A 25391-nucleotide genomic window follows, 5' to 3' on the forward strand; every position below is an offset into this window, starting at 1 on the left:
TATAAATTAATATTTATTTGCTCGCTATGCAAAAAAGCATTATAGTGCTTGACATGGTAAATTACATTAGTAATATATTACTTATCCGCGCGTGCAATATGTACAAGAGAGCAGCACTTCTCAATACCAAGGAGTTCCCTTTGAAGCTTGCAAATTACATTTGTAGCCGTTGGCAGAATGGTTCCGCCCCCGACATTGCGTTGACCGATCCCGTTACCAACGAGATATTGGCAACTGCCTCTTCGAATGGCATCGATATCGCCAGCGGCTTGAACTACGCCCGTACTGTCGGTGGTACCGCGCTACGCACGTTAAGCTATGCTGAACGCGCCGAACTGCTTGGCAGGATCGCCGAATTGTTTGCCACCAAGCGCGGCGAGTACTTTGATATCTCGCAAAAAAATTCCGGTGCTACTGAAGGCGATGCCTCCTTTGACGTCGACGGCGCGATATACACCATCAAGACCTTCGCCCGCGCAGGCAAAACCTTGGGCAACGCCCGCTACCTCATCGACGGTGCCACTATCCCCTTGGCCAAGACCGACGTTTTCCAGGGGCAGCATTACATGGTGCCGCTCTCCGGCGCCGCCATTTTCATCAACGCCTTCAACTTCCCAGCTTGGGGTTTGTGGGAAAAGGCCGCACCGGCACTGCTTGCCGGCATGCCTGTATTCGTCAAACCGGCAACGCCAACCGCTTGGCTGGCCCAACGCATGGTTGCCGACGTCGTTGAGGCCGGCATCCTGCCGCCCGGCGCACTCTCCATTATCTGCGGCTCCGCGCGCGACGTTCTCGATCACGTACAAGAATGCGACGTTGTTTCCTTTACCGGTTCGGCCGGCGTCGCCGCCCACGTGCGGGCACATCCTGTCGTGATTGCCAATTCGGTGCGGGTCAATATCGAGGCCGACAGCGTAAACTCCGCCATTCTCGGCCCTGATGGCACCCAAGATACACCTGTCTTCAACTTGCTGGTCAAGGAAGTCGTCCGCGAAATGACCATCAAGACTGGCCAGAAGTGCACTGCCATCCGACGCATTATGGTTCCCAAGGCCATTGCGACCAGACTGGGTGAAGCCATAGCAGCCGGGCTGGCCGACTACACAGTGGGCAATCCGCGCAATCCGGCGGTCCGCGTCGGCCCCCTGGTCAGCACCACCCAGCGCGACGATGCCCTTGCGGGCTTGGCCAGGTTGAAAAGCGAATGCACGGTACTCTTCGGCGGCGACAGCAATTTCATGTCGGTCGACGCGGAAGGTTCCACCGCCTTCCTGCAGCCAACCCTGCTCTACTGCGACCGCGGTCTGGCTGCCGAACATGTTCATGACATCGAAGTTTTTGGCCCGGTCGCCACTATCGTGCCTTACACCGATACTGCTGAAGCCATCGCCATCATCCGCCGCGGCAAAGGCTCCCTTGTAGCTTCAGTCTTCTCGGACGATATCGACTTCACTGGCACCGTCACCCTCGGCATTGCCGACTTGCATGGCCGCATACTGGTTGTCGATAACGCCGTCGGTAGCGGTCACACCGGCCACGGCAACGTGGTGCCTACTTGCCTGCACGGCGGCGGCGGGCGCGCGGGTGGCGGCGAGGAACTGGGTGGCTTGCGTGGCCTGGCCTTCTACCATCGCCGCATGGTGCTACAGGGGCCCAAAACCCTCATCGATGCCTTCAAGGCCAATGGTGTCGATGCCGTCCTGCTCAACGCCTGATCCGATCCGAAACAAAAAACAAACGCATCCCACCCACAAACGACAGAGACGAACATGACAAAACAGGACGTCACCGAGATGATCGCCCAAGTCACCCGCAGAATTGCCGGCCTGCCGATCGATGCCGCGCTGGGCGATCTGTTGAACCGGGAATTCCCGACCGACGGTCAGCTGTTCAAGGCCATCCAGGCAGCCTGCGCCGAAGGTGTGGCAGCTGGCTGGATGTGCCAGCAGGAATATGGCGGCATCAAGTTCGGCCGTGTCGTAAAACCCTGCCCGGAACTGCATGACTTCAGCATCGATGTCGTTGACATGGCCGAAGTCATTGGCCCACATCACCGTCACCCATTGGGCGAAATCGACATGATCATGCCGCTCGAAGGCAATGCCAGATTCGACGGCCACGGCGCTGGCTGGTTGGTCTATGGTCCGGACAGCGCGCACAAGCCGACCGTGTCCGGCGGCCGTGCCTACGTCCTGTATTTATTGCCGGAAGGAGCGATCGAATTTACCCGCCAGTAAATCCTGTACCAGCCGCTCTCACACCCTTCACAGGGTAGGATGCCTTTATTGGCTATCGCAATGAAGTCCGCATCCTGGATTGACCATGGTTACCAGTAAACAACAAATACCCGTTTCCCTCACTGTGCCACCGACATCGTTTTTTAATCATGAAATACCGATTTGCGCAATGGGTTCGCGTTACCCACAACCGAAAGAGATAACGAAATGAGCGCTTATCAATGCGGAGCCTGCTACTACCCCTACGAAGAAGAATTCGGACTGCCGGACGAAGGCATCGCTCCGAATACCCGGTGGAAGGACGTGCCGGAAAACTTCATCTGCCCCGAGTGCGGTACGCCCAAGAGCGGCTTCATCAACTGGATCAAGGACTGATGTCATGACGGCACTGGCGACCTCCGTGCGGGTTCTCGTCGTCGGGGCCGGCGCCATGGGCAGCGGCATCGCCCATGTTGCCGCCCGGGCCGGACACAGCGTCTACCTCTTCGACCAGAACGCGGAAGCCGTCGATAAGGGCAAGGTCGGCATCGACAAGGATCTGCGTTTCCTGGTGAACAAGGGCAAACTGTCAGAGGCCGACTACCAGACCATCCTGGCGCGCGTCATTCCGGTCACCCGGCTCGAGGATGCTGCCGACGCAGGCTTGGCCATCGAAGCCATCATCGAGAACCTGACGGCGAAACAGGAACTCTTCGCCCAACTGGAAAAACTGCTGTCGGCGGAGGCGATCCTCGCTACCAACACCTCCTCTCTATCCATCACGGCCATGGCCGCCAACCTGGCGCAGTCGCAACGCCTGGCCGGCCTGCACTTCTTCAACCCTGCCCCGCGCATGGCGCTAGTCGAAATTGTCAGTGGTCTGGCCACCGACCCGGCCATCGCCGACTGTCTCTACGCCACGGCCCGGGCCTGGGGCAAGGTACCGGTCCATGCCAAATCGACGCCGGGCTTCATTGTCAATCGCGTCGCCCGCCCCTACTACGCCGAAGCCCTACGGGTGCTCGGCGAACAGGCCGCCACCCCTGCCACCCTCGATGCTCTGTTGCGCGATAGCTGTCGCTTCCCCATGGGCCCCTTCGAACTCATGGACATGATTGGCCATGACATCAACTTCGCCGTCACCCGTTCCGTATACGACGCCTATTTCGGTGATAAGCGCTTCGTACCCTCACTCATCCAGCAGGAACTTGTTCTCGCCGGCCGGCTCGGCCGCAAGACTGGACAAGGCTTCTTCGCCTATGGCGACAATACCGTCAAACCAGCGCCGGATATGCTGGCTGCAATGCCTGCCCCCGCCAAAGTGGTGATTGCCGGTGACCTCGGACCCGCCGCTGCCCTAGCCCAGCGCCTGGAAACAGCAGGAGTCGTCATTGAGTATCAGCAAGGAAACGGCTGCCTGCAAGTCGGCGGAGCCACCCTGGCGCTCTCCGATGGGCGCCCGGCAACGATTCGCACCGCCGCTGAAAACATTCCAGATCTTGTGCTTTTCGACCTGGCTTTCGATTACGCCACCACCACCCGTTTGGCGGTAACCCGCGCCGACCAGTGCTCCGACGCCGCCTTCGCTGCAGCTGTCGGCACTCTGCAAGCAACCGGCATCGCTGTTTCTCAACTCGACGACGTTGCCGGCATCATCGCGCTACGCACTGTCTGCATGCTCGCCAATGAGGGTGCCGATGCGGTCAGTCAGGGCATCGCCTCTGCGGCGGATGTGAATGCTGCGATGACAAGCGGAACCAACTATCCCCTGGGCCCACTGGCCTGGGCTGAGAAACTCGGCTTCGCCCGTGTCGTTCGTATCCTGGAAAACCTCCACGCCCATTATGGTGAGGAACGCTATCGTCTCTCCCCTTGGTTGCGCCGCAGGGCCGTCCGCTAAGGAGTCTTTCATGTACCAGACACTTGAAATCGAAAAAAATGGCCGCGTAGCCACCCTCTGGATGAACCGGCCTGAGGTATTCAACGCCTGCAATGAACAACTCGTGACTGATCTCAGCGCCGCATGCAAGGAACTCGATATCGACAACTCAGTGCGCATCGTCGTTCTCGCCGGTCGCGGCAAGCATTTCTCAGCCGGCGCCGATGTCAATTGGCTAAAACGCGCTTCACAGTTCAGCGCCGAAGAAAGCCTTGCGGACGCCCGCAGGTTCGCCAGCATGTTGCGCACGCTGGCCGAGATGAGCAAGCCCACCATCGCCCGCATCCAGGGTGTTGCCCTGGGTGGCGGCACCGGCCTGACAGCTGCCTGCGACATGGCGATAGCCTCCGATACCGCGGTTTTCGCCACATCCGAGGTCAAGTTCGGCATAATTCCCTCGGCCATTAGCCCCTATGTGCTACGCGCCATCGGTCCGCGCCAGGCGCTGCGCTATTTTCAGAGTGGCGAACGCATCTCGGCCCAGCGTGCCCTTGCCATCGGGCTGGTCAATGAAGTGGTACCGGCCCCCGAACTGGATGCCAAGGTCGCAGAATTGGCCGAATCGCTCATTCTCGCAGGCCCCAAGGCGCAGCAGGCAGCCAAGAATCTGGTACGCACTGTCACCGGTCGCCCCATTGACGCCACCCTTAGCGAGGAAACCGCACAAGGCTTCGCCCGCCAGCGTGCCACCGTCGAGGCCAAGGAAGGCATTACCGCCTTCCTCGACAAGCGACAGCCGGCGTGGCTGGGCTAAGCCGCTTTGGTGAGGCCCCGGCTTGGCCGGGGCCTCTATCTAAACCTATGAATTGGCGATCGGCCCTGAGTCAGCAGGCAACAGCAGCGCTCGTGACAACACAATCAACCGCGCACACCGCAACGCACTGGGGTTCATCGTAAGTTCCCTTGCACTCGGTGCACTTGTTGGCATCGATTTCATGAACCTTTTTGCCTTCCGAAATGGCATCGTTGGGACACTCAGGTTGACACGCGGCGCAGTTGATACATTCTTCCGTAATAGTCATAGCCATGTTGATATCTCCTTGGCTTCAGACCGCTTGCGCCGTAATAAAACGCGCTTGCGCCAGGCATTTCTCAATGTGCTTGGCAATATCCTTGATGCTTTCCTCATATATTGGCATGACGTTCTTTTTTTCCTGGAGCGCGCGGGCAACGGCCTTCCCGCATCGATACCCGCTGTCCATTGCTGCGGAGATACCTTCTCCGTTCAGGTAGACGAAGTTTGCCGCTTCGCCCGTGAGCAGGACTCTATCCCGGCCAAGAATAGGCGGTGCCAGCTGCATTTGGCACGCCTCATCCCGCCACCAATCTCCCAAGCGGACGTCGAACTGCTCTGAAAGAAAGACCCGAAGCTTTTCCATCGACTCGCGGAGCTTCCGCCCCCTGAACCCGCCGACGCAGAGCAACAGATACTCGTCCTTCTGATGCACGCAGTTCAGCATTTCACCAACTTCTGGAAGAAAGAATACATTCCAGGCAGCTTTCTTCAACGTCCCAAGTGACTCAAGCTTGAAGTAACTCTGCAAAATACCGACCGCCATGGCATCACTCGAAGCGGATCCCGGGTTTAGCAGACGTCGAACAATGGAATTGCCACCATCGGCACCCACAAGGTATTTGCAGCGGTATTCCTGGGCGGTCTTCCGACCATCTCCCGCAGTTTGCTCCACTTGCACGCTGACTTGATTAGCGTCCGCCTTGAAGCCTTTTACATTCGATTGGTCGCGGTACTCGGCTGCGGAAAGGTCAAGCAGCCATTTATCGAAAAGGTTGCGCCAAATGTTTATATAACTCTGCGAAAATTGTTTGCCATCCTTGCTTATCTCCCACAGATACTGGCGATAGCCATCCTTGGAGTTCCATTCCCGAACATCGGAAGCCTCAATGATCGCCGGCGAGCATTGGATCGATGTGGGTGCCTCGGCGTTGAAATAGCTTTTAATGAGTTCCTGCGTTTGTCCGAACAGTACCCCCGAACAGCACTTGTAGCGCGGCAGCGCTTCTTTTTCCAGCACCAGGACATCAATGCCTTCCGCCCGTAGCGCTTTGGCACAACTCGACCCCGCCGGACCCGACCCTACTACGATAACGTCATGTTCTTGCATGCTCTAGTCTCCTTCCTCAATTGAATAATATTGTTCATGGCAACCGGAACCCACAAGCAACGCGTTGGTTTTCCAATCTGCGCCAATTCATTTAATGGAGATGACGGATCAAGTTCCTTGATGCGCACTCTATCGTAGTTGAAACGACTACGCCATCCCCGGAGTGCGGTTTTAGCCTGAATGTGCAAATACCATTCAGGTGACACAAAACAGGACTGAAATCAGTGTTTACGAAGCGTAGCCGAGGGAAGTTCATTGAACTTCGCGGAATATGCCTTGGTGAAATGGCCCAGATGAGTAAATCCCCACGACATTGCGATTTGCGTAATGGTTTCATTTCTTTTTTCTTGCCTTGCCGCAATAATGTCCGTGTGAACGCCATCAAGCCTGACGTTGCGGAGAAAGGTCTTCGGACTCATGCGGCGATATCGCTGAAACCCCAGATACAAACTACGGATACTGATTCCCAGATGGGTTGCCATATCCCTCATGGTGAACGGCTCGCTGGCATGGGCAAGCAAATACTCTTCGGCACGTTTTACATAATGTGGCGTCAGTATCGTGGAAGGAGACAATATCTCATCGCGGTATTGATTAGGTTGACTTATGAAAAGGGCGCTCATAAGCGATTGCTCAACCTGTGCAGCGATCATCGGGTATTTGAGTATGGATTCTACGAAGGATGGATTCGCGGCAATGAGGGAAATGAGATTTTCGCAAATAAGCCCCCCTTCCGAACGCAAATCCAATCCCAGCGAGAACTCAACGGGGTGATCGAGAGGACGGCCTAGTTGTGCGCTACACGTTCGCTCAAATGCCTCGCGGTCAATGCGCAGAATTAGCTGATCGCAATCTTTCCGCCAACGCATCGCAAGTGTCGTGGTGGAGTCCACAAGCGCGGCGACATTATGCGTCGAAAAAATTTTTTGTTTACCGCATCTAACTTCAGCTGAATCGCTTAGGGGAAGTATGAGCAATAAAAACTTCTCAAAGGGCTCCGAGGAAATAGATACCTCTGCCTGATACCGCAAACGGTTAACCGTGATCGAACCCATTGGCAAGTGATCCATATGTGCATTAAGTTTTTTACCCGCTCCAAAAAAATCCAAATTATGCGGGCGAAAAACTTTTCCTACACGATCGCAGGTCTCATCAATGTCTTCGACACGTTCGAATAGCGGATAGGCAGAGAGACAACTTGTCACATTTTCAATGTTGATCAAGTTGGACATTACTATCTCCTCTTATTTAGTTTTTATTTAGACTAAATGTTGTCCTTAATGTTCCGCTGAGCGTTTTTTTAACTCATTTTTTATTATATCGTTGTTGACGCCTCATCGTGCATTGGATTCTAGACTTTATTGGGGATTCGATAAACTGGTGTTGAACACCTAGTGGCTAAAGCCATTCCCGTATTGCAACGCAATATAAGCGATCAGGAGTGTCCCAACGTTATCGCTCTGGGTTGTGTAACAAGTCGAAAGATTGAGCATATTCCGTGTTCGAAGCTGGTCTCGATTTAAAGCATTCCTGGTACTTCCAACCGGACTATGGGCACTGGCAATGAATATGGTCAAATTCATTTAGAGCATGTCAACAAACAGGGACTCAGCAAACAAAAAAACCGCACAAGGCGGCTTCTTCTAACTGCTTGATTCTACTGGTCGGGGCGGCGGGATTCGAACTCGCGACCCCTTGCACCCCATGCAAGTGCGCTACCAGGCTGCGCTACGCCCCGACTGGGCGCGGATTATACAGTGAGTTGTCCGGTTTTCCGGTTCAGACGCGCAGTAATTCGATGATTTCCGCAATTTCTTCGCGCAGCGAAGACGGCGCGGCAACCGGTTCCCGTGTTTCGCCGCGCGCACTGCTCTCATCGAGACGATTGCGCGCGCCGCTGATGGTGAAGCCTTCCTGATACAGCAGTTCGCGAATGCGCCGCACGAGCAGAACTTCGTGGTGCTGGTAATAGCGGCGATTGCCGCGTCGTTTGACCGGTTTGAGCTGAGTGAACTCCTGTTCCCAGTAGCGCAGCACATGCGGCTTGACGCCGCATAGCTCGCTCACTTCACCAATGGTGAAATAGCGCTTGGCGGGAATGACGGGCAGTTCTTCACGTACCGCGCTCATTACAGCAACCCGACTTATTTGGCCTGTGCGGCTTGCGCGGTTTCCACAACAATTTTCAGCTTCTGACTGGCGTGGAAAGTAACCACGCGGCGGGCGGTAATGGGAATTTCCTCGCCGGTTTTAGGATTGCGGCCGGGACGCTGCGGCTTGTCACGCAACTGGAAATTGCCGAATCCGGAAAGTTTGACGCTGTCACCCGACTCCAGCGCGGTGCGAACTTCCTCGAAAAAGCTCTCGACCATGTCTTTCGCTTCGCGCTTGTTGAAGCCAACTCTTTCGAACAGAAGATCGGCCAGTTCAGCCTTAGTCAATGTCATGTCGACTCTCCCCGGATAAAAATTCGACGGCGCAATTCAGCGGCGCAATTCGGCAGCAAATTCGCGCTCGGCAATGGCAACGATGGATGCAACCACCGCGTCCACCTCGGCATCTTCAAGCGTGCGTTGAGTATCTTGCATAACTATACGGAAGGCAAGGCTTTTCCTGCCTTCGGTGATTCCCTTCCCGGCATACACGTCGAACAATTCGATGCGGCTGACCAAGGCCGGTGCGGCCTTGCGCAAGGTCTCCTGCAGGCTCTGCCAGGCCAGGCCATGATCGACTGTAAGCGCCACATCGCGCACCACGGCAGGGAAGTTGGAGACCGGGCGGTAGGCGGGCACTTCCGCTTGCAGCAGTGCATCAAGTTCGATCTCGAACGCCACCGGCGCGGTCACCAGCTCGTATTTCTGCACCCAGCGCGGATGCAGTTCACCGACCACACCGATACACCGTCCGCCCAGCATGGCATTGGCGGCGCGGCCAGGATGCAGTGCCGGATGGCTGGCGCGTTCCCAGCGCAGGGCGCCGGACTCGAACAGCGACTCGACATCGGCCTTGGCGTCGAAGAAATCGATTGGACGCGAAGCCGCGCCCCACTGCTCCGGCAACGCGGTACCGGCGCAAAGCCCGGCCAATCGCGTTGGCTGGGCAAATCCCGGCACCGGTTCGCCCTGGTCGTCATGCGAAAAACAACGGCCGATTTCGAACACGCGGACGCGCTCGATCTGCCGCTTGCGGTTGGTTGACAGATTGGCGACCAGGCCGCCAATCAGGCTCGAACGCATGACGCTCATCTGGCTCGCGATCGGATTGGCCAGTGTCACGGGCGAGGTATTGGCACAGAAGTCAGCTTCCCAGGCAGCATCGACAAAACTGAAATTGACCACCTCGCGATAACCGCATGCCACGACGGCGTGACGCACCGCCATCGCATCGCGTTGCCGCTCTGTCGCATCCAGCATGATCGCCGAAGCCTGCGGCGGCCGCGCCGGAATGTTGTCGTAACCGAAAAGCCGCGCGACTTCCTCGATCAGATCCTGTTCGATCTCGATGTCGAAACGGCGTGCCGGCGGATTCACGACAAAGGCATTGCCTTCTTTGCGGAAGATGAACCCCAGCTTGGACAGGAAACCCTCGATCTGCGCGGCAGTAAAGTCGACACCGATAAGGCTGGCAAGTTTTTGCGGGCGCAAAATCACTTCCGGGCGTTGCGGCAGGTGTTCGGGCGTAAAGGCCTCTACCACCGGGCCGGCGTTGCCGCCGCAGATGTCGAGGATCAGTTGCGTGGCGCGTTCGATGGCGTCGCGTTGCAGGGTGAAATCGACGCCGCGCTCGAAACGATGCGAGGCATCCGATGAAAACCCATAGACGCGCGCCTTGCCGGCAATCGCCGCGGGTGCGAAGAAAGCGCTTTCAAGAAACACATCGCGCGTCGCGGCAGTGACGCCGGAGTCTTCGCCGCCCATGATGCCGGCCAGTGCCAGGACACGCGCTTCGTCGGCAATCAGCAGCGTATCCGCAGAGGGCTTGATGGTTTGCTCATTGAGCAGCAACAATGCCTCATCAGGCGCGGGATAACGCACATGAATGGCGCCGTTCAGCCTGGCATCGTCGAAGGCATGCAGGGGCTGGCCGAGTTCGAGCATCACATAGTTGGTGATGTCCACAACCGCCGAAATGGAACGCAGGCCGCTGCGTTCCAGCCTTTGGCGCATCCAGACCGGCGTTGCCGCCACGGCATCGATGCCGCGAATGACACGGCCACAGTAGCGCGGGCAGGCAGCCGGCGCATCAAGCACGACCTTGCGCGTTTCCGTGGCACTTGCCACTACCGGCTCGATGGCCGGCAATTGCAGCGAAGCCCCGGTCAATGCCGCGACTTCGCGCGCCACACCGGAGAGCGACAGGCAATCGGCGCGGTTGGGGGTGAGCTTGATGGTGAACAGTCTGTCGTCGAGATCGAGAACCTCGCGCACGCTCTTGCCCGTGGGGGCATCGGCGGACAGGATCAGCAGGCCACTTGCATCGGCGGCGATGCCGAGTTCCTTCGCCGAGCAGAGCATGCCGAAACTCTCGATGCCGCGCACCTTGGCCTGCCTGATTTCGATGCCGGGAAGTTTGGCGCCGATCAGCGCGCAAGGCACGCGTAATCCGGCAGCGACATTCGGCGCGCCGCAAACAATTTGCAGCGGATCGCCCTGCCCGACATCGACCTTGCACAGCTTGAGCTTGTCGGCATCGGGATGTTTTTCGGCGGAGAGCACATGCGCCACCACCACTTTCTCGAACGCTGGCGCAACCGGATGCATCTCCTCGACTTCAAGACCGGCCATGGTGAGCAGATGCGACAGCGCCTCGCTGTCGAGCGATGGGTTAACAAAACTGCGCAGCCAGGATTCGGAAAATTGCATGGCTAGTTGAATTGGGAGAGAAAACGCAGATCGCCGTCAAAGAACAGGCGCAGGTCGTTGATGCCATAGCGCAGCATGGTCAGGCGATCCGGGCCGAAGCCGAAAGCGAAGCCCTGGTAGCGCTCGGCATCAATGCCGCCATGGCGCAACACATTCGGATGCACCATGCCGCAACCAGCGATTTCCAGCCAGCTGCCTTCATTCGGACCGCTCATGAAAGCGACATCGATTTCGGCCGAGGGCTCGGTAAAGGGAAAAAAGGAGGGGCGGAAGCGTACCTTCAAATCGTCCGATTCGAAAAAGCGGCGCAGGAAATCGATCACCACGCCCTTGAGGTCGGCGAAGCTGATGTTCTCGCCCACCCACAGGCCTTCGACCTGATGAAACATCGGCGAATGCGTGGCATCCGAATCGACGCGATAGACGCGGCCCGGCGCAATGATGCGGATCTCGGGCATACCCTTGAGGTGCCCGTAACGATCGACATGGGCCTTCATGTAGCGCGCCTGGATCGGACTGGTATGCGTGCGCAGCAGAATGTCGGGCATGACCTTGCCCTTTGCATCCTGCAGATAAAACGTGTCGTGCATGGAACGCGCCGGATGGTTCTCGGGCTGGTTCAAGGCCGTGAAGTTATGCCAGTCGGTTTCTATTTCCGGGCCGTCGGCGACTTCAAAGCCGATGGAGTGGAACAACTGGCCGATGCGTTCCAGCGTGCGCGTCACGGGGTGCAGGCCGCCGCCATCCATGCCGCGCCCCGGCAGCGTGATGTCGAGTGCTTCGGCGGCGAGCTGGGCTTGCAGCGCCACATCGCGCAAGGCTTCGCGCCGCGCGACCAGCGCGCTTTCGATTTTTTCCTTGGCGGCATTGATCGCCGCGCCGGCGCTCTTCTTCTCTTCGGCCGGCAGTTTGCCGAGCCCCTTGAGCTGTTCCGTCAAGGAACCGCCCTTGCCAAGATAACGCGCCTTGGCTTCTTCGAGATGAGCAGGCTCCGCGGCCTTGTTGAAATCGGCCAACGCGGCAACAACGATTTTTTCGAGTTCTGACATTGACTTTGCGGCGATAAAAAAGGAGGTCCGTGGTTACCCTGGGCCTCCTTTTCCAGTGCGCCGGATTATGCCGACAGCTTGGCCCTGGCCTGCTCCGCCAGCGCAGCGAATGCCGGCTTGTCGAAGATGGCGAGATCGGCCAGCACCTTGCGGTCGACTTCGATCTCGGCCTTCTTGAGACCATTCATCAGCGTGCTGTACTTGAGGCCGAGTTCGCGGGCCCCCGCATTGATACGGGCGATCCACAAGGCGCGGAACTGGCGCTTTCTTTGACGACGGTCGCGGTAGGCATACTGCCCGGCCTTCATCACCGCTTCCTTGGCGATGCGATAGACCGTGCTGCGGCGACCGCGATAACCCTTGGCCTGGGTGAGAACCTTTTTGTGGCGTGCGTGCGCCGTTACACCGCGCTTGACTCTGGACATGGTGTGTTCTCCTTAAGCGTAGGGCAACATCGCGCGCACTTGCTTGACATTGGTCTCATGAACCGCTGTCGTACCGCGCAAATGGCGTTTGTTCTTGGTGGTTTTCTTGGTCAGGATGTGGCGCTTGAACGCCTGGGAGCGTTTGATACTCCCGCCTGCGCGGATTTTAAGCCGCTTCGCGGCACCGCTCTTGCTCTTCATCTTCGGCATCGAAGATACTCCTTTCTAACACGGTGCCAGGTGGCCTTCGACTATGAAGACGCTTGATAACCCGCTACCGCTTGTATTCCCCGTCCTTCTTGCGAAGGGCAGGAGAAATCCTGCTTATCCCTTACTTGCCGCCTTCTTGTGTGGCGCCATCACCATCACCAACTGCCGGCCTTCCATCTTCGGCCATTGTTCGACAACGGCATGCTCCTCCAGGTCCGCCTTGATCCGCTCCAGCATACGAATCCCGAATTCCTGATGCGCCATCTCGCGTCCGCGGTAGCGCAAGGTGATCTTCGCCTTGTCGCCCTCCTGCAAAAACTTGACCAGGTTGCGCAGCTTGATTGCATAATCGTTGTCGTCCGTTCCCGGGCGAAACTTCACTTCCTTGACCTGTATCTGCTTCTGCTTCAGTTTTGCTTCATGCGCCCGCTTGGCTTCCTGATACTTGAACTTGCCGAAGTCCATCAGGCGGCACACTGGCGGTTGCGCCGTCGGTGCGATTTCCACCAGATCGACTCCGGCCTCTTCGGCCAATGCCAGCGCCTGCCGCACGCTCATGATTCCTAGTTGCTCTCCACCCTCCCCGGTCAGACGGATTTCGGGAGCGGTGATTTCCTCATTGAGGCGTTGCGACTTTTCCTGGGCGATGGTGCTTTACTCCATAAAATAAAAAATGCGGTCGCGCATATCACGCTGCCCGGCTGCCTACTTCCTGCAGCAGACGCTCGATCAGCGATTCGGGAGTGATTTGCCCGAGATCATGATTCCCCCGGGCACGTACCGCGACCAACCCTGCAGCCTTTTCCTTGTCGCCGACGACGACGAGATAAGGCCGCTTCAATAAACTATGTTCGCGGATTTTATAGTTTATTTTCTCGTTACGCAAATCAACGTCGACGCGCAAACCGGCCTGGCGCAGCTTTTCCGCCACACTCTGGACGTAATCTTTCTGAGCTTCCGAAATATTCATCACTACGACCTGCACCGGCGAGAGCCAGAGCGGGAAGGCCCCGGCATGGTGCTCAATGAGGATGCCGATGAAGCGTTCCAGCGAGCCGAGCACGGCCCGGTGCAGCATCACCGGCACATGGCGAGCATTGTCCTCACCGACAAATTCCGCCTCCAGCCGGCCTGGCAGCGCGAAATCCAGTTGCAAGGTACCGCATTGCCAGACCCGGCCGAGGCAATCCTTGAGCGAAAACTCGATCTTCGGGCCATAGAAGGCGCCTTCGCCGGGTTGCAGCTCATAGGCCAGGCCCTTGGCCTTGAGCGATTCCGCCAGCGCCGCTTCGGCCTTGTCCCAGATCTCATCGGAACCGATGCGCTTGTCCGGCCGCGTCGACAGCTTGACCAGAATGTCGGTGAAGCCAAAATCCGCATAGACCTTGCGCAACAGGTCAATAAAAGCCAGTGCCTCGCTCTGCACCTGATCCTCGGCACAAAAGATGTGCGCATCGTCCTGCACGAAACCGCGCACACGCATGATGCCGTGCAACGCACCCGAGGGCTCATTGCGATGACAGGAACCAAACTCCGCCAGGCGCAGCGGCAGGTCGCGATAGCTCTTGATGCCCTGGTTGAAAATCTGAATGTGACCGGGACAGTTCATCGGCTTCACCGCGTAGTCGCGGTTTTCCGAAGCCGTAGTGAACATGAGTTCCTGATAATTCTCCCAATGGCCGGACTTCTCCCACAGGCTGCGGTCCATCACCATCGGCGTCTTGACTTCCCGGTAACCGTGCTGCCCCAGCAGGTCGCGCATGTACTGCTCGATGCACTGCCAGACGATCCAGCCGTGCTGGTGCCAGAACACCATGCCCGGCGCTTCTTCCTGCAGGTGGAACAGGTCGAGCTGGCGGCCGAGCTTGCGGTGATCGCGCTTCTCGGCTTCTTCGAGCATGTGCAGGTAGGCGTCGAGCTCTTCCTTTTTCGCCCAGGCCGTGCCGTAGATGCGCTGCAATTGCTCGTTGTTCTGATCGCCGCGCCAATAGGCGCCGGCCACCTTCATCAGCTTGAACACCTTGAGCTTGCCGGTCGAGGGCACATGCGGGCCGCGGCAGAGGTCGACGAAACCGCCTTCGCGATAGAGTCCGATTTCCTGATCCTGTGGAATCGAAGCGATGATCTCGGCCTTGTAAAGCTCGCCGATGGACTTGAAGAATTCAACTGCCTTGTCCCGCTGCCAGGCTTCACGCACAACGGGAAAGTCTTTCTTCGCCAGTTCCACCATGCGCTTCTCGATCGCTGCCAGATCCTCCGGCGTGAAGGGGCGCTTGTAGGCGAAGTCGTAGTAGAAGCCGTTCTCGATCACCGGGCCGATGGTGACCTGGGCTTCCGGAAATAATTCCTTTACCGCATAAGCCAGCAGGTGGGCGGTCGAATGGCGGATGATGTCGATGCCATCAACATCCTTGTCGGTGATGATGGCGATGTTCGCATCGTCTTCGATGCGGAATGAAGTATCGACCAGCCGCCCATCCACACGCCCAGCCAGCGCGGCCTTGGCCAAGCCGGCGCCGATCGAGGCCGCAACCTCGGCCACCGTGACTGCTTGCGGATAATCCCGTTTTGATCCGTCGGGAAGCGTAACGACCACCATTTCATAGCTCCAAAACAAACAGGGCGCCGGGCGCCCTGCACTACGTCATCCCGCGGAGATTCCCGCCGGTCATTGCGGCAAAATTATGCGGTGCAGTCTATCACAGCCGCTATTCGTAACGAATCTCGAGTATCTCGATCTCACGCTGCCCGGCAGGGCTGGCAAAGCGCACCAGGTCGCCTTCGCGCGCCTTCATCAGCGCCCGCGCCAGCGGCGAAATCCAGCTAATGCGTCCTGCACTCGCGTCAGCCTCATCGATGCCGACGATCTGGTAGCTTGCTTCAGCGCCATCGCTGTCGCAGATGGTCACGGTCGCTCCGAAAAAAACCTGCTCTTGGCCACTTTGGTGGGCTGGATCAACCACCACCGCGCTATCCAGCCGTTTGCTCAGGAAACGAATGCGTTTGTCGATCTCACGTAACCGCTTTTTACCGTAGATGTAATCGCCATTTTCCGAACGGTCGCCATTGCCCGCCGCCCAGGAAACCACCTGCACGATATTCGGCCGTTCCACCTTGACCAGGTGTTCGAACTCCTCGCGCATGCGGCGATGGCCCCGCGGGGTCATATAATTTTTGGTGTCTGGCGGCAAGGCAGGCTCGTTGCCGGCATCATCCTCGCCCTCACCATCGTTTTCCTTGACAAACGCCTTGTTCATCCTAGTCGTTCAACTTTGATTGATAACACGGAAAAACAGAATACTCCCTGTTCCGACAGTTGTGCCATTCCATAGCTCACCGAGGCCGCCCCGCCCAAGCGGCGATCGAATAAAATTACGCCATGACCCAGACGGACGACGCCAATACCCTTCGCATCCGGCTACAGGAGCTGAAAGTCGAGCATCGCGACCTCGATGCCGCCATCGCGCATTTGCTGGAATCGCCACCCACTGACGAACTGATGCTGCGCCGGCTGAAGAAGCGCAAGCTTTACCTCAAGGACCAGATCACCCTGATCGAGGGCATGCTGGAGCCGGATATCCTGGCGTGAAGCGTCCCTGCCTGTCCCACGTATCGTCTTCCGCATCGGCAACAGTAGGTAACGCGTGCCGGTACTGCAATCCAATATGGATTAATCGACAAGCGACCGTGCTTGCATTCAAGCATTCATATGATCCAAGAATAAATTCTCAAGCAACATTCCCGAGAATTGCCCGCTCGTCGACCGTGTCGATCTGTTTGGGATCCAGAAACGCCTCGGCATATTTCTGGTAGATGCGGTTGCGGATGAAGACCTCGAACAGGTCGGGGTCGATGTGGCCGTTCTTGGCAAAATTGGCGAGGATGCCCACAGCCTGTGACAATTTCATACCCACTTTGTAAGGCCGGTCACGCGCCGTGAGCGCCTCGAAAATGTCAGCGATCCCCATCACCCGCGCCTGCACCGGCATCTGCTCGCGCCTCAGCCCGTTCGGATAACCCTTGCCATCCATGCGCTCGTGATGGCCGCCGGCGTATTCGGGCACGTTTTGCAGATGCCGCGGCCAGGGTAACTGCTTCAGCATCTTGATGGTGGCGACGATGTGATAGTTGATGATGTCGCGCTCGGCGGCGGTGAGCGTACCGGCACGGATCGACAGGTTTTCGATTTCTTCGGGACTGAGAAAGTCCGTCGTGGCGCCTTCCGGATTACGCCAGCGATATTTCGTGCCGATCTCTGTCACCCGCTGCTGGTCTTCGGGCCGCATCGCCTCGCCGCCAATGTTGGTCTTGCGCAGAAAATCGCGTTCCTCATCAACCCGGGCCAGGGTTTGGGCTAATTCAGCGTCGATGCGCCGTTCGGCCCCGGCATCGTGCGACGGTTTGATTGCCCGCTTGCGTTTCAGCGCGTCGATTTCGGCATCGCGTTTGAGCACCTCGAAGCGGGTATCGATGAGATGTATGCGATCGAAAATGGTTTGCAGCTTGGTCGCCTTGTCGACCACATGCACCGGGGTCGTGACCTTGCCGCAGTCGTGCAGCAGACCGGCGATCTTGATCTCGTAGCGATCCTTGTCGGACATGCGGAAGCTTGCCAGCGGTCCGGTCTCGGTGGCGCTGGCCGCTTCGGCCAGCATCATGGTCAGCACCGGTACGCGCTCACAGTGGCCGCCGGTGTAGGGCGACTTTTCGTCGATGGCGAGGTTGATGAGGCCGATGAAGGCCTCGAATAGTTGTTCGAGCTGCGTGATCAGCAGCCGGTTGGTCAGGGCGATGGCCGCCTGCGAGGCGAGCGATTCCACCAGCCGTTGATCGGCATAGGAGAACGGAACGACCCGCTTGCTTTTTTGATCAATGGCGTTGATCAACTGCAATACGCCGATCACCTCGTTCTCGTGATTTTTCATCGGCACGGTGAGGAACGAAGTTGAGCGATAACCGGTTGTTTCGTCGAAATGGCGCGTGCCGGAAAAGTCGAAGCCTGCTTCGGTGTAGGCGTCGGCGATGTTCACCGTCTTGTCGTTGATTACCGCATAGGCTGCCACCATCGCATTGTTGTCTTCGCCGTGTTCATTCCTCAACGGCAGATCGGAAAACGCTATCTTGTTGCCGGTAGTGCCGCCAAGCTGAATATGCAGCGAATCCGTGCGCATGATTTCAAAGCGCAGGTGCTGACGATCGTCGGTAAGCCGGTACAGCGTGCCGCCGTCGGCATGAGTGATGGTTTTTGCCGCGACAAGGATGGTTTCGAGCAGGCGGTTGATATCGCGCTCTTTGGACAACGCGGTGCCAATGTCGTGGAGCTGTTCGAGGCGGAGGAACAGGTCGTCCGTGATATTGGCATTCATAGTGTTCACTTGATACAAACCGCGCGCACTTGTTTGAGGTCGGTGATCCCTTGCAGCACTTTTTCCATGCCGTCCATCTTCAACGTCAGCATGCCGTCTTCCAGTGCTTGGGCAAACAGTTCGGCAACGCGGGCGTGCTCCTGGATCAATTTCTTGACCGCATCAGTGCCGACCATCAGTTCATGCAGGCCGAGCCGGCCCTTGTAGCCGCTGCCGCCGCATTCGGGACAACCCTTGGGCCGGTACATGACGAATTTGCCGTCCTTGCCGTAATCCTTCAGCAACCTTCTGTAAACATTCTCATAGGCGGCCTTGCCTTGGCGCTTAAAGGACTCGGTATTGATCAACTCGGTGCAATACTCGGTGAGGAACAGTTTCATTTCCTCGGCATCCGGATTGTAAGCCTCTTTGCACTTGCCGCACAGACGTTTGGCCAGGCGCTGGGCCAGAATGCCGAGCAGTGCGTCGGCGAAGTTGAACGGGTCCATGCCCATGTCGAGCAGGCGGATCACCGATTCCGGTGCGCTGTTGGTGTGCAGGGTGGCGAACACCAGGTGGCCGGTGAGCGAGGCTTCGATGCCGATCGAGGTGGTCTCCTTGTCGCGCATTTCGCCAACCATGATGATGTCCGGATCTGCGCGTAGGAAGGATTTCATGATTACGGCAAAATCCATCCCGGCCTTCTTGTTGATCTGGCACTGGCGCAGACCCTTCTGTGTGATTTCCACCGGGTCTTCTGCGGTCCAGATCTTGGTATCCGGCGTATTGAGAAACTTCAGTATCGAGTGCAGGGTGGTCGTCTTGCCGGAGCCGGTTGGGCCGCAGACGAAGAACAGGCCGTAGGGCTTGCTGATGGTCTTCTTGAGCTGTTCCAGATTGCCCGGCAGGACGCCCAGCTTGTCGAGCGGAATCGGTTCACCGGCAGCGAGGATTCGCATCACCACATCCTCGACGCCGCCAGCGGAAGGAATCGTCGCTACGCGCAATTCGATGTCGAGCGGGCCGAATTTCTTGAACTTGATCTTGCCATCCTGCGGCCGGCGCTTCTCGGAAATATCCAGGTCGCACATGATCTTGATCCGCGCTGCCAACGCGTTGCGATACATGGCGGGAACATCGATGTATTTCACCAGCGAACCGTCCTTGCGAAAACGGATCAGGGTTTTTTCCTTGCCCGGCCCCGGTTCGATGTGAATGTCCGACGCCCCCTGCTGGTAGGCATCAATGATGATCTTGTTGACGAGCTTTACCAGTTCATTGTCCGCAGCGGCGGACACATCGTCGGACGATGAATCGCCGCTGTCGATCTCTCCCTCGTCCATGCTGGAGAGCAAGTCGCCGACTGAAGTAGCATCGAGTTCCGGACCGGACGCACCGAAGAAGTGATCCACCGTTTCGATGAACTCTTTGATCGTCGAGACGCGGTAGGCAATCTTGCTCCTGGGGAAAATATTGCTGACGATGCGCGAGTTCCTGATCTGTTCCGGATCGAGGCAAAGCACCACCACACCTTCCGTCGTATCGTCGATGGGCAGCCAATGATTCTGCTCGATATAGTCGCGTTTCAGATTCTTGAGCAGATCGGCCGGTTTGATACGATCCGACTTGAAGGGTTCATAGGGCACATTAAAGAACTTGGAGAGCGCGGCGCCCAGTGCGGGGAGTGTGACCTGGTACTCCTTGATCAGGACTTCCTCCAGGCCACGGCCATCCTTGCGCGCGGTACGCTTGGCCAGATCCAGTTCATCGGCCGTAACGATAGCTTCGGCCACCAGAAAATCATACTTCGAGCGCACCAGCGTAGCCGGCTTGCTGCGCTGGGCAAAGGCGATCGCCAGCGTCTCGCACAGACCCTTGACGCCTTCTTCCGATACCTGGGCAAATGGATAGCCGGCCTTGTTATTGATAATTTGCACGACGCCCAGCAGTTCGCCGCTGGACTGCTCGACGATGGGCGCCACCAGCATCTGCTTGGTACGGTAGCCGGTGCGCTTGCACCTCCTGCAGGAAACGCAGACCGGGATGGATGCCCTTCAGCTCGGTTTCGTCATAGACGTCGCGGATGTTGACGATCTTGCGCGACAACGCAACATAACCGGCAATGCTCTGATCGGTAATCGGCAAGCGCAGGTCCTTGAATGAGTTCAGTCCGGTCTTTAGCTTGGACACGATCGACGCATTGTCCTCGCCGAGCGAATAGATGGTAAGACGATCGGCGTTGAACAGATTACAGACGTCTTGCGACAGTTCGAGCATGATCTCGTCGATGTTCGATGTCGCATGGATCTTGTTGGTAACCGTCTGTAGGTTCTTGAAGAATGCCAGACGGCTGCCGACATCTGCCAGACTGCTCGTATCCTGTCCTGAAGAGGGCACTGCACTCATTGATTTATCGTCTCCGGCAATGTCGATGGCCGTCCGCGCCAACCACCTGAAAGAGCATTCGCATGCAGTCCGCACCGGGAAAGCAGGAACGCCGCCGCGCAGCTGCGCCCACCTGTTTGACAATACGCTACATATTCGCGCCGTGCGTCAAACAATGATTGGTGGGCATTCATAGATCGAACACCTGATTGTTCTGCAACATGCGCGGTCTCATTTCGCCGATGCTGTCTTCAACCTCAAGCATGGTCAGTTCGATCTGGCCCGGCTTGAGGTGGGTAATGAATATCTCGGCGTCAAGCTGGGAATTGGTTAGTTCTTCGGCCAGCAGCGAGGGGCACAAATGCTTCGACATTTCCGCCAGGCGCCTTTCACGATCGGGAAAGGCGCACTCGACGATCAAATAGCGCAGATCACGGATGCAGTTCACCTCGGCCCACAGTTCGGGACAAATCGTTGTGTCGCCGGAAAATACCAGGGTACCACCGCCGGAACTCAGACTGTAGCCGACGGCGGGTACCGTATGGTTGGCGGGCAGGGCGGTGATGATTCGATTGTCCAGCTTGACGGGTTCCCCCAAATTGAGGGTCTCGAAGCGCAGATAGGGCTTCTCTGGCGTCGGGATTGCGCTGAAATCGGGCCAGATCGCCCAGTTGAAAATATGAGAATGCAATATCTCGATCACTTCCGCCGTGGCATGCACGATAAGCGGACGACTGCGCCTGTCGCCGACCGTATCGACGATAAATGGCAGGCAGGCGACATGATCAAGGTGGGGGTGGGTGATGAAGACATGATCGATCTGGACCAGATCGGCGATCTGCAAATCAGCCGCGCCCGTCCCGGCGTCGACCAGAATGTCATGATCGACAATCATCGAGGTGGTGCGCAGATGCCTGCCGCCGATGCCGCCACTGCAACCAAGGATCCTGATTTTCATTTGGTATCAAACTTCCACGAGCCATCCCAACCCGCGCCAGGCGACTCCTTGCGGTAGAGCGCGATCCGCCCCGCATAGACTTTCTCGTACAGGTAGCGCGGGTTGGCGCGTGAGAGATTCAGCAGCGTAACCTCCGCCGCATCCCAGTCCTGCGCCCGGAAACTGCGCAGAAACTGTCCCCACAGCTTGAGCTCTTCCATCTCGGCGCGACTGGGTTCGCCCTCCAGCCCGAGCGGTTCGTAAATGCCGACCGGCTCGTCCTTGCCCTTGACCTTGACCCGGTCGAGTTCGCGGAAAACAAAATCCTTCTTGAGCTTATCGCGCGTCGTTTCGCCGACGATAATGCCGACGCCGTATTGCTTGGTAATGCCTTCCAGGCGCGAACCGAGATTGACGGCGTCACCCATCACCGTGTAGGCCTTGCGCACCGGCGAGCCCATGTCGCCCACGGTCATGATGCCGGTATTGACGCCGACACCGATCCTGAGTTCGGGCCAGCCGCGTTGCACCAGCGTTTTATTGAGGGCAACCAAAGCCTGCTGCATTTTGATGGCGGTCAGCACCGCGCGTTTGGCATGGTCGAAATCATCCATCGGCGCGCCCCAGAAGGCCATGATCGCGTCGCCGATGTATTTGTCGAGCGTGCCGCGGTTGTCGCGTACCACTTCGGTCATCGCACCCAGATATAAATTCATCAGCGTAGCGAGCTGGTCCGGCTCCAGGCCTTCGGAAATGGTGGTGAAGCTGCGGATGTCGGAAAACAGCACGGTCAACTCGGCCTTGCGCCCGTCCATGCTGTAACCCTCGGGATTCCTGGCCATTTCATCGACCAATTCGGGCGGCACATACTGCCCGAACAATTCGGTGAATTGCCGTTTGCTGCGCGACTCGACAAAGTAACCCCATGACATGTTGACGGCATAAAGCAGAAACACGAGGATCAGGCTGTTGGCGAGTGGCAGCACCAGATTGCCGGCCTGCCAGAAAGCGAAGTTGACCGCAAGCAGGAACAGCAGCACGGCGAGCGAGGCGATCGCCGCGCGCGCTGCCGACAGCAAGGGCAGCAGGAATACCATCACCCCACCCGCCAGCAGCAGCATGACCACATCGGCGCCAAGCACATAGGACGGCCGATATTTAATGGCACCGTCGAGCATGCCCGCGATCAGATTGGCATGCACTTCGACGCCGGGATAGACATTCCCCACTGGCGTCACGCGGTGGTCCTTGAGGCCGGCGGCAGTGGTGCCCAGGATGACGAACTTGTGCTGCAAATCCTCAACCCTGGCACGGCCGGCAATCACGTCCGCCGCCGGGATGTAATGAAAACTGCCCTGGTAGCCGCGGAACGGCACCAGGCTGGACACATTTTCGTCGACGGGAATGCGCAAGGTGCCCTGCGGCGTCGGCAGGTCGATCCATTCCATCGCCTGATAATTCTTGCTGGCGGGCGGGAATCCGGGCACCACTTTCGGATTGCCCAAGTATTGCCGCACCATCGCCAACGCCAGCGATTCGTAGTAGGCGCCCTGGTACTCGACCAGCATTGGTACCCGCCGCGTCGCGCCATCGTAATCCGGCACCATGTTGAAGAATCCCGCGCTGGCCGCGGACTTTTGCAGCAGTTCGAGATTGCCGCCGTAGCCGGTAAAGGAACGGAAATCGATGCGACGGCCGCTGAAGGTGCCCGCCGGAAGCACCGGCGCGGGCAAGGCGCCCAATGCATTCCTGTTCTCGCTGCTCATGAAATAGCCGAGCACCACGGGACGCCCCTTCAGCGCCTCGGCAAACCGTGCGTCATAGTCGAGCTGGGGGCGAAGCTCCTGCAATGCGGACTGGAAGACCAGGTTGTCCTTCAGTTGCCTGCCGGCAAGCGCTTCCAGATGCATCAGGCCGGAACTGTCGTCACGCTCGGCGAAAACAACGTCGAAGCCGAGCACCGCGGCGTGGTATTTGTCGAACAGATTACTGACCAGCGTCGCCAGTTTGTCCCTGCTCCAGGGCCAGCGCCCGAGTTCCGCCAGCGACTTTTCGTCGATATCGAGAATGACGACCCTGTCGTCCAGCTTCTGCGGCATCGACAGCACCACTTTCGCATCATAAATGATGTTGTCGAGGCGGGTGATCAGCGGGATATGATAAAAACCGGCCGAATGCCCGAGCAGCACCAGCAACAAGGCGAAACCAAGCAGATAACGGGTCAGATGCTGCTTCAAGCGATCTCTCTGGGTTATCGGCCGGGCTGGATGAATGGGCGGCAAATCACCCCTTGAGGAAGAACTCCATTTTCACGCCGGCCAGTTCGATGATGTCGTGATCGGCGAGGGGATGGGCTTGGGTACTCAAAGTATTGCCATTCACTACAGGGAATTGGGTCCCTTCAACATGGGTGATGAAGTAGCCATGGGGGCGGCGTGCGATCACCGCTACCTGCACGCCCGGTTTGCCCAGCGTCGTCAGCGTCTTGGTCAGTTCCATCTCCCTGCCGCTGTTGGCGCCAGTGAGTATCTGGATTGCACCCAGCAGCGTAAGAGGCTTGGGCGCAGGCGCTGCCGGAGCGGCGGCGGGCTGGGCTGGGGGAGGATTGGGCTGTTGCTGCTGTGGCGCTGGTGCGGCCTTGATGCCGGTCTGTGTGTCGCCGAAGCCCTTGCTGGCCATCTGCTCTGCGGTTTTGCGCATGACATCGGGGCGCAGCACCATCGTCTTTTCAAAGTCCGCTGCCGCCGTCGGTGCCTGGGCAACTTCGGCAACATACTTGAGCCGGTATTTGCCCAACTCGATGACGTCGTTGTTTTGCAGCAAGTGCTTCTTCACCGACTGGCCATTGACGAAGGTGCCGTTGGTGCTGTTGAGGTCTTCAAGGAAGCAATCATTGAGGACTTTCACCACCACCGCATGTTCGCCGGAGATGGCCAGATTGTCGATCTGTATGTCGTTATGCGGTTTGCGACCGATGATTGTCCGCTCCTTGGAGAGTGGAATCTCATTGAGCGTGAGACCGTCCATGCTGAGTATGAGCTTTGCCATCTTCAATTCCCCTCAATGCTTCATTGCTTGAACCAGGCCAGCAGCCTGGAAAACCAGCTTCGCGGCGCCGGATAAGGCTGCCGCACCTTGACCAGGATCACCGACACATTGTCGCGCCCGCCGTTGTCATTTGCCATCTCTACCAGTTGCGTGGCGCAGAGTTCGAGGTTGGCCGCGAGCATCTGCAGTGTCATCCCGATCTCGTCATCCGGCACCATGTCGTTGAGACCGTCCGAACAGAGTAGATAAATATCTCCGGCCTCGACATCGTATTCATGAATCTCCGCCTCCACCGATGGGTCGATGCCCAGGGCGCGCGTGACGAGATTCTTGTTCTGCGATGTGCGCGCCTGTTCGGGCGTGATCAGGCCGCTGTCGATCTGCTCTTGCAACAGCGAGTGATCCTTTGTCACTTGCAAAAACGTTCCCGCGCGCAAACGATACAGGCGGGAATCTCCGATATGCGCAACAGTAACACGATCATCATGAAATACCGCGGCGACCAGTGTTGTTCCCATGCCTGCATATTGCTGCTGGCTTTGTGCCGCCTGGTAGACGGCACCATTGGTCTTGGCTATCTCGGTTTGGAGTGCCGCGGAGGCCCAGTTGCCGGAAGCCGCCTTTTCATAGGGCGCCTTCTCGGCAAAAGCACGCGCCAGTTCGCTCGCCAGCAGCGTCGTCGTCATGCCGCTGGCGACTTCGCCGGCATTGTAGCCACCCATGCCATCGGCCAGCACCACCACGCCCAGGGCCGGATTCGCGAAGACCGAGTCCTCATTGTGCCCGCGCACCATCCCCGGATCGGATCGCGTTACCACCTCCAGCACTTGTGTCAAGTCCATTTACTCGCCC

At 57.8% G+C, this 25391-nt stretch carries 23 protein-coding genes, 1 tRNA gene and 1 pseudogene; 6 read left to right on the forward strand and 19 right to left on the reverse strand.

Annotated elements, in window-relative coordinates; genetic code table 11:
- Positions 1-140: 140 nt before the first annotated feature.
- The 5 genes from K5E80_RS08925 (at position 141) to K5E80_RS08945 (ending at position 4909) form a co-directional block, all read left to right on the forward strand.
- On the forward strand, positions 141-1715 hold the full coding sequence (locus K5E80_RS08925) for a 3,4-dehydroadipyl-CoA semialdehyde dehydrogenase (RefSeq protein ID WP_220635818.1): 1575 nt from the start codon (positions 141-143) through the stop codon (positions 1713-1715).
- Positions 1716-1769: 54 nt separating this feature from the next.
- The gene (locus tag K5E80_RS08930) at positions 1770-2237 is read left to right on the forward strand and encodes a 4-hydroxylaminobenzoate lyase (RefSeq protein ID WP_220635819.1); all 468 of its coding nucleotides are present in this window, start codon (positions 1770-1772) and stop codon (positions 2235-2237) included.
- A 207-nt stretch (positions 2238-2444) separates the two neighbouring features.
- Complete coding sequence (locus tag K5E80_RS08935; RefSeq protein ID WP_220635820.1) at positions 2445-2612, forward strand: rubredoxin; 168 nt, start codon at positions 2445-2447, stop codon at positions 2610-2612.
- Positions 2613-2616: 4 nt separating this feature from the next.
- The gene (paaH, locus tag K5E80_RS08940; protein ID WP_220635821.1) at positions 2617-4116 is read left to right on the forward strand and encodes a 3-hydroxyacyl-CoA dehydrogenase PaaH; all 1500 of its coding nucleotides are present in this window, start codon (positions 2617-2619) and stop codon (positions 4114-4116) included.
- Between the two features lie 10 nt (positions 4117-4126).
- Complete coding sequence (locus K5E80_RS08945) at positions 4127-4909, forward strand: enoyl-CoA hydratase/isomerase family protein (protein ID WP_220635822.1); 783 nt, start codon at positions 4127-4129, stop codon at positions 4907-4909.
- A 70-nt stretch (positions 4910-4979) separates the two neighbouring features.
- Here K5E80_RS08945 and K5E80_RS08950 read toward each other — a convergent pair whose 3' ends face one another.
- From K5E80_RS08950 to greB, 13 genes are all read right to left on the reverse strand, one after another.
- Positions 4980-5183 (reverse strand): YfhL family 4Fe-4S dicluster ferredoxin, encoded by a 204-nt coding sequence (locus K5E80_RS08950; protein WP_220635823.1) that lies wholly within the window; start codon positions 5181-5183, stop codon positions 4980-4982.
- An 18-nt stretch (positions 5184-5201) separates the two neighbouring features.
- Positions 5202-6278, reverse strand: a complete 1077-nt coding sequence (locus tag K5E80_RS08955) for an NAD(P)/FAD-dependent oxidoreductase (protein WP_220635824.1) — start codon at positions 6276-6278, stop codon at positions 5202-5204.
- A gap of 221 nt (positions 6279-6499) precedes the next feature.
- Positions 6500-7510 (reverse strand): AraC family transcriptional regulator, encoded by a 1011-nt coding sequence (locus K5E80_RS08960; RefSeq protein WP_220635825.1) that lies wholly within the window; start codon positions 7508-7510, stop codon positions 6500-6502.
- A 429-nt stretch (positions 7511-7939) separates the two neighbouring features.
- Positions 7940-8016 (reverse strand) — tRNA-Pro (locus K5E80_RS08965).
- 41 nt (positions 8017-8057) lie between these two features.
- The gene (locus tag K5E80_RS08970) at positions 8058-8408 is read right to left on the reverse strand and encodes a MerR family transcriptional regulator (RefSeq protein ID WP_220635826.1); all 351 of its coding nucleotides are present in this window, start codon (positions 8406-8408) and stop codon (positions 8058-8060) included.
- 14 nt (positions 8409-8422) lie between these two features.
- A complete protein-coding gene (locus K5E80_RS08975) occupies positions 8423-8725 on the reverse strand; it encodes an integration host factor subunit alpha (RefSeq protein ID WP_220635827.1) in 303 nt (100 codons plus the stop codon).
- 36 nt (positions 8726-8761) lie between these two features.
- Positions 8762-11140, reverse strand: coding sequence for a phenylalanine--tRNA ligase subunit beta (pheT, locus tag K5E80_RS08980; protein WP_220635828.1), 2379 nt, complete (start codon positions 11138-11140; stop codon positions 8762-8764).
- 2 nt (positions 11141-11142) lie between these two features.
- Entirely contained in the window at positions 11143-12189 is a 1047-nt protein-coding gene (pheS, locus tag K5E80_RS08985) for a phenylalanine--tRNA ligase subunit alpha (RefSeq protein WP_220635829.1), read from the reverse strand.
- 65 nt (positions 12190-12254) lie between these two features.
- The gene (gene rplT, locus K5E80_RS08990; RefSeq protein WP_220635830.1) at positions 12255-12614 is read right to left on the reverse strand and encodes a 50S ribosomal protein L20; all 360 of its coding nucleotides are present in this window, start codon (positions 12612-12614) and stop codon (positions 12255-12257) included.
- A 12-nt stretch (positions 12615-12626) separates the two neighbouring features.
- A complete protein-coding gene (gene rpmI / locus K5E80_RS08995) occupies positions 12627-12824 on the reverse strand; it encodes a 50S ribosomal protein L35 (protein ID WP_220635831.1) in 198 nt (65 codons plus the stop codon).
- 114 nt (positions 12825-12938) lie between these two features.
- The gene (gene infC, locus K5E80_RS09000) at positions 12939-13472 is read right to left on the reverse strand and encodes a translation initiation factor IF-3 (RefSeq protein ID WP_220637280.1); all 534 of its coding nucleotides are present in this window, start codon (positions 13470-13472) and stop codon (positions 12939-12941) included.
- 40 nt (positions 13473-13512) lie between these two features.
- Positions 13513-15423 carry a threonine--tRNA ligase gene (gene thrS, locus K5E80_RS09005; protein WP_220635832.1) on the reverse strand — a complete coding sequence of 637 codons (1911 nt, stop codon included), beginning with the start codon at positions 15421-15423 and terminating at the stop codon, positions 13513-13515.
- Positions 15424-15532: 109 nt separating this feature from the next.
- A complete protein-coding gene (greB, locus tag K5E80_RS09010; protein WP_220635833.1) occupies positions 15533-16081 on the reverse strand; it encodes a transcription elongation factor GreB in 549 nt (182 codons plus the stop codon).
- 122 nt (positions 16082-16203) lie between these two features.
- On the opposite strand from greB, the gene K5E80_RS09015 reads away from it, so the two are divergent.
- The gene (locus K5E80_RS09015) at positions 16204-16413 is read left to right on the forward strand and encodes a YdcH family protein (protein ID WP_220635834.1); all 210 of its coding nucleotides are present in this window, start codon (positions 16204-16206) and stop codon (positions 16411-16413) included.
- 139 nt (positions 16414-16552) lie between these two features.
- Here the strand turns inward: K5E80_RS09015 and K5E80_RS09020 are convergent, their stop codons facing one another.
- From K5E80_RS09020 to K5E80_RS09045, 6 genes and pseudogenes are all read right to left on the reverse strand, one after another.
- A complete protein-coding gene (locus K5E80_RS09020; RefSeq protein WP_220637281.1) occupies positions 16553-18190 on the reverse strand; it encodes an HD family phosphohydrolase in 1638 nt (545 codons plus the stop codon).
- Positions 18191-18195: 5 nt separating this feature from the next.
- Positions 18196-20575, reverse strand: a pseudogene (locus K5E80_RS09025) (ATPase, T2SS/T4P/T4SS family).
- A 169-nt stretch (positions 20576-20744) separates the two neighbouring features.
- A complete protein-coding gene (locus tag K5E80_RS09030) occupies positions 20745-21512 on the reverse strand; it encodes a 3',5'-cyclic-nucleotide phosphodiesterase (RefSeq protein ID WP_220635835.1) in 768 nt (255 codons plus the stop codon).
- Positions 21509-23728, reverse strand: coding sequence for a CHASE2 domain-containing protein (locus K5E80_RS09035; protein ID WP_220635836.1), 2220 nt, complete (start codon positions 23726-23728; stop codon positions 21509-21511). Before K5E80_RS09035 ends, K5E80_RS09030 begins: the two co-directional genes overlap by 4 nt.
- A 46-nt stretch (positions 23729-23774) precedes the next feature.
- A complete protein-coding gene (locus tag K5E80_RS09040; RefSeq protein WP_220635837.1) occupies positions 23775-24539 on the reverse strand; it encodes an FHA domain-containing protein in 765 nt (254 codons plus the stop codon).
- Between the two features lie 20 nt (positions 24540-24559).
- Positions 24560-25381: a Stp1/IreP family PP2C-type Ser/Thr phosphatase gene (locus K5E80_RS09045; RefSeq protein WP_220635838.1), complete on the reverse strand. Its 822-nt coding sequence runs from the start codon at positions 25379-25381 to the stop codon at positions 24560-24562.
- Positions 25382-25391 lie beyond the last annotated feature (10 nt).

Source organism: Georgfuchsia toluolica (assembly GCF_907163265.1).
Lineage (GTDB): Bacteria > Pseudomonadota > Gammaproteobacteria > Burkholderiales > Rhodocyclaceae > Georgfuchsia > Georgfuchsia toluolica.

Bases quoted from the DNA above. Each gene is read 5' to 3' on its own strand.
- K5E80_RS08930 (WP_220635819.1), top strand. From the start codon at position 1,770: ATGACAAAACAGGACGTCACCGAGATGATCGCCCAAGTCACCCGCAGA.
- K5E80_RS08935 (WP_220635820.1), top strand. From the start codon at position 2,445: ATGAGCGCTTATCAATGCGGAGCCTGCTACTACCCCTACGAAGAAGAA.
- paaH (WP_220635821.1), top strand. From the start codon at position 2,617: ATGACGGCACTGGCGACCTCCGTGCGGGTTCTCGTCGTCGGGGCCGGC.
- K5E80_RS08945 (WP_220635822.1), top strand. From the start codon at position 4,127: ATGTACCAGACACTTGAAATCGAAAAAAATGGCCGCGTAGCCACCCTC.
- K5E80_RS08950 (WP_220635823.1), bottom strand. From the start codon at position 5,183: ATGGCTATGACTATTACGGAAGAATGTATCAACTGCGCCGCGTGTCAA.
- K5E80_RS08955 (WP_220635824.1), bottom strand. From the start codon at position 6,278: ATGCAAGAACATGACGTTATCGTAGTAGGGTCGGGTCCGGCGGGGTCG.
- K5E80_RS08960 (WP_220635825.1), bottom strand. From the start codon at position 7,510: ATGTCCAACTTGATCAACATTGAAAATGTGACAAGTTGTCTCTCTGCC.
- K5E80_RS08970 (WP_220635826.1), bottom strand. From the start codon at position 8,408: ATGAGCGCGGTACGTGAAGAACTGCCCGTCATTCCCGCCAAGCGCTAT.
- K5E80_RS08975 (WP_220635827.1), bottom strand. From the start codon at position 8,725: ATGACATTGACTAAGGCTGAACTGGCCGATCTTCTGTTCGAAAGAGTT.
- pheT (WP_220635828.1), bottom strand. From the start codon at position 11,140: ATGCAATTTTCCGAATCCTGGCTGCGCAGTTTTGTTAACCCATCGCTC.
- pheS (WP_220635829.1), bottom strand. From the start codon at position 12,189: ATGTCAGAACTCGAAAAAATCGTTGTTGCCGCGTTGGCCGATTTCAAC.
- rplT (WP_220635830.1), bottom strand. From the start codon at position 12,614: ATGTCCAGAGTCAAGCGCGGTGTAACGGCGCACGCACGCCACAAAAAG.
- rpmI (WP_220635831.1), bottom strand. From the start codon at position 12,824: ATGCCGAAGATGAAGAGCAAGAGCGGTGCCGCGAAGCGGCTTAAAATC.
- thrS (WP_220635832.1), bottom strand. From the start codon at position 15,423: ATGGTGGTCGTTACGCTTCCCGACGGATCAAAACGGGATTATCCGCAA.
- greB (WP_220635833.1), bottom strand. From the start codon at position 16,081: ATGAACAAGGCGTTTGTCAAGGAAAACGATGGTGAGGGCGAGGATGAT.
- K5E80_RS09015 (WP_220635834.1), top strand. From the start codon at position 16,204: ATGACCCAGACGGACGACGCCAATACCCTTCGCATCCGGCTACAGGAG.
- K5E80_RS09020 (WP_220637281.1), bottom strand. From the start codon at position 18,190: ATGAATGCCAATATCACGGACGACCTGTTCCTCCGCCTCGAACAGCTC.
- K5E80_RS09030 (WP_220635835.1), bottom strand. From the start codon at position 21,512: ATGAAAATCAGGATCCTTGGTTGCAGTGGCGGCATCGGCGGCAGGCAT.
- K5E80_RS09040 (WP_220635837.1), bottom strand. From the start codon at position 24,539: ATGGCAAAGCTCATACTCAGCATGGACGGTCTCACGCTCAATGAGATT.
- K5E80_RS09045 (WP_220635838.1), bottom strand. From the start codon at position 25,381: ATGGACTTGACACAAGTGCTGGAGGTGGTAACGCGATCCGATCCGGGG.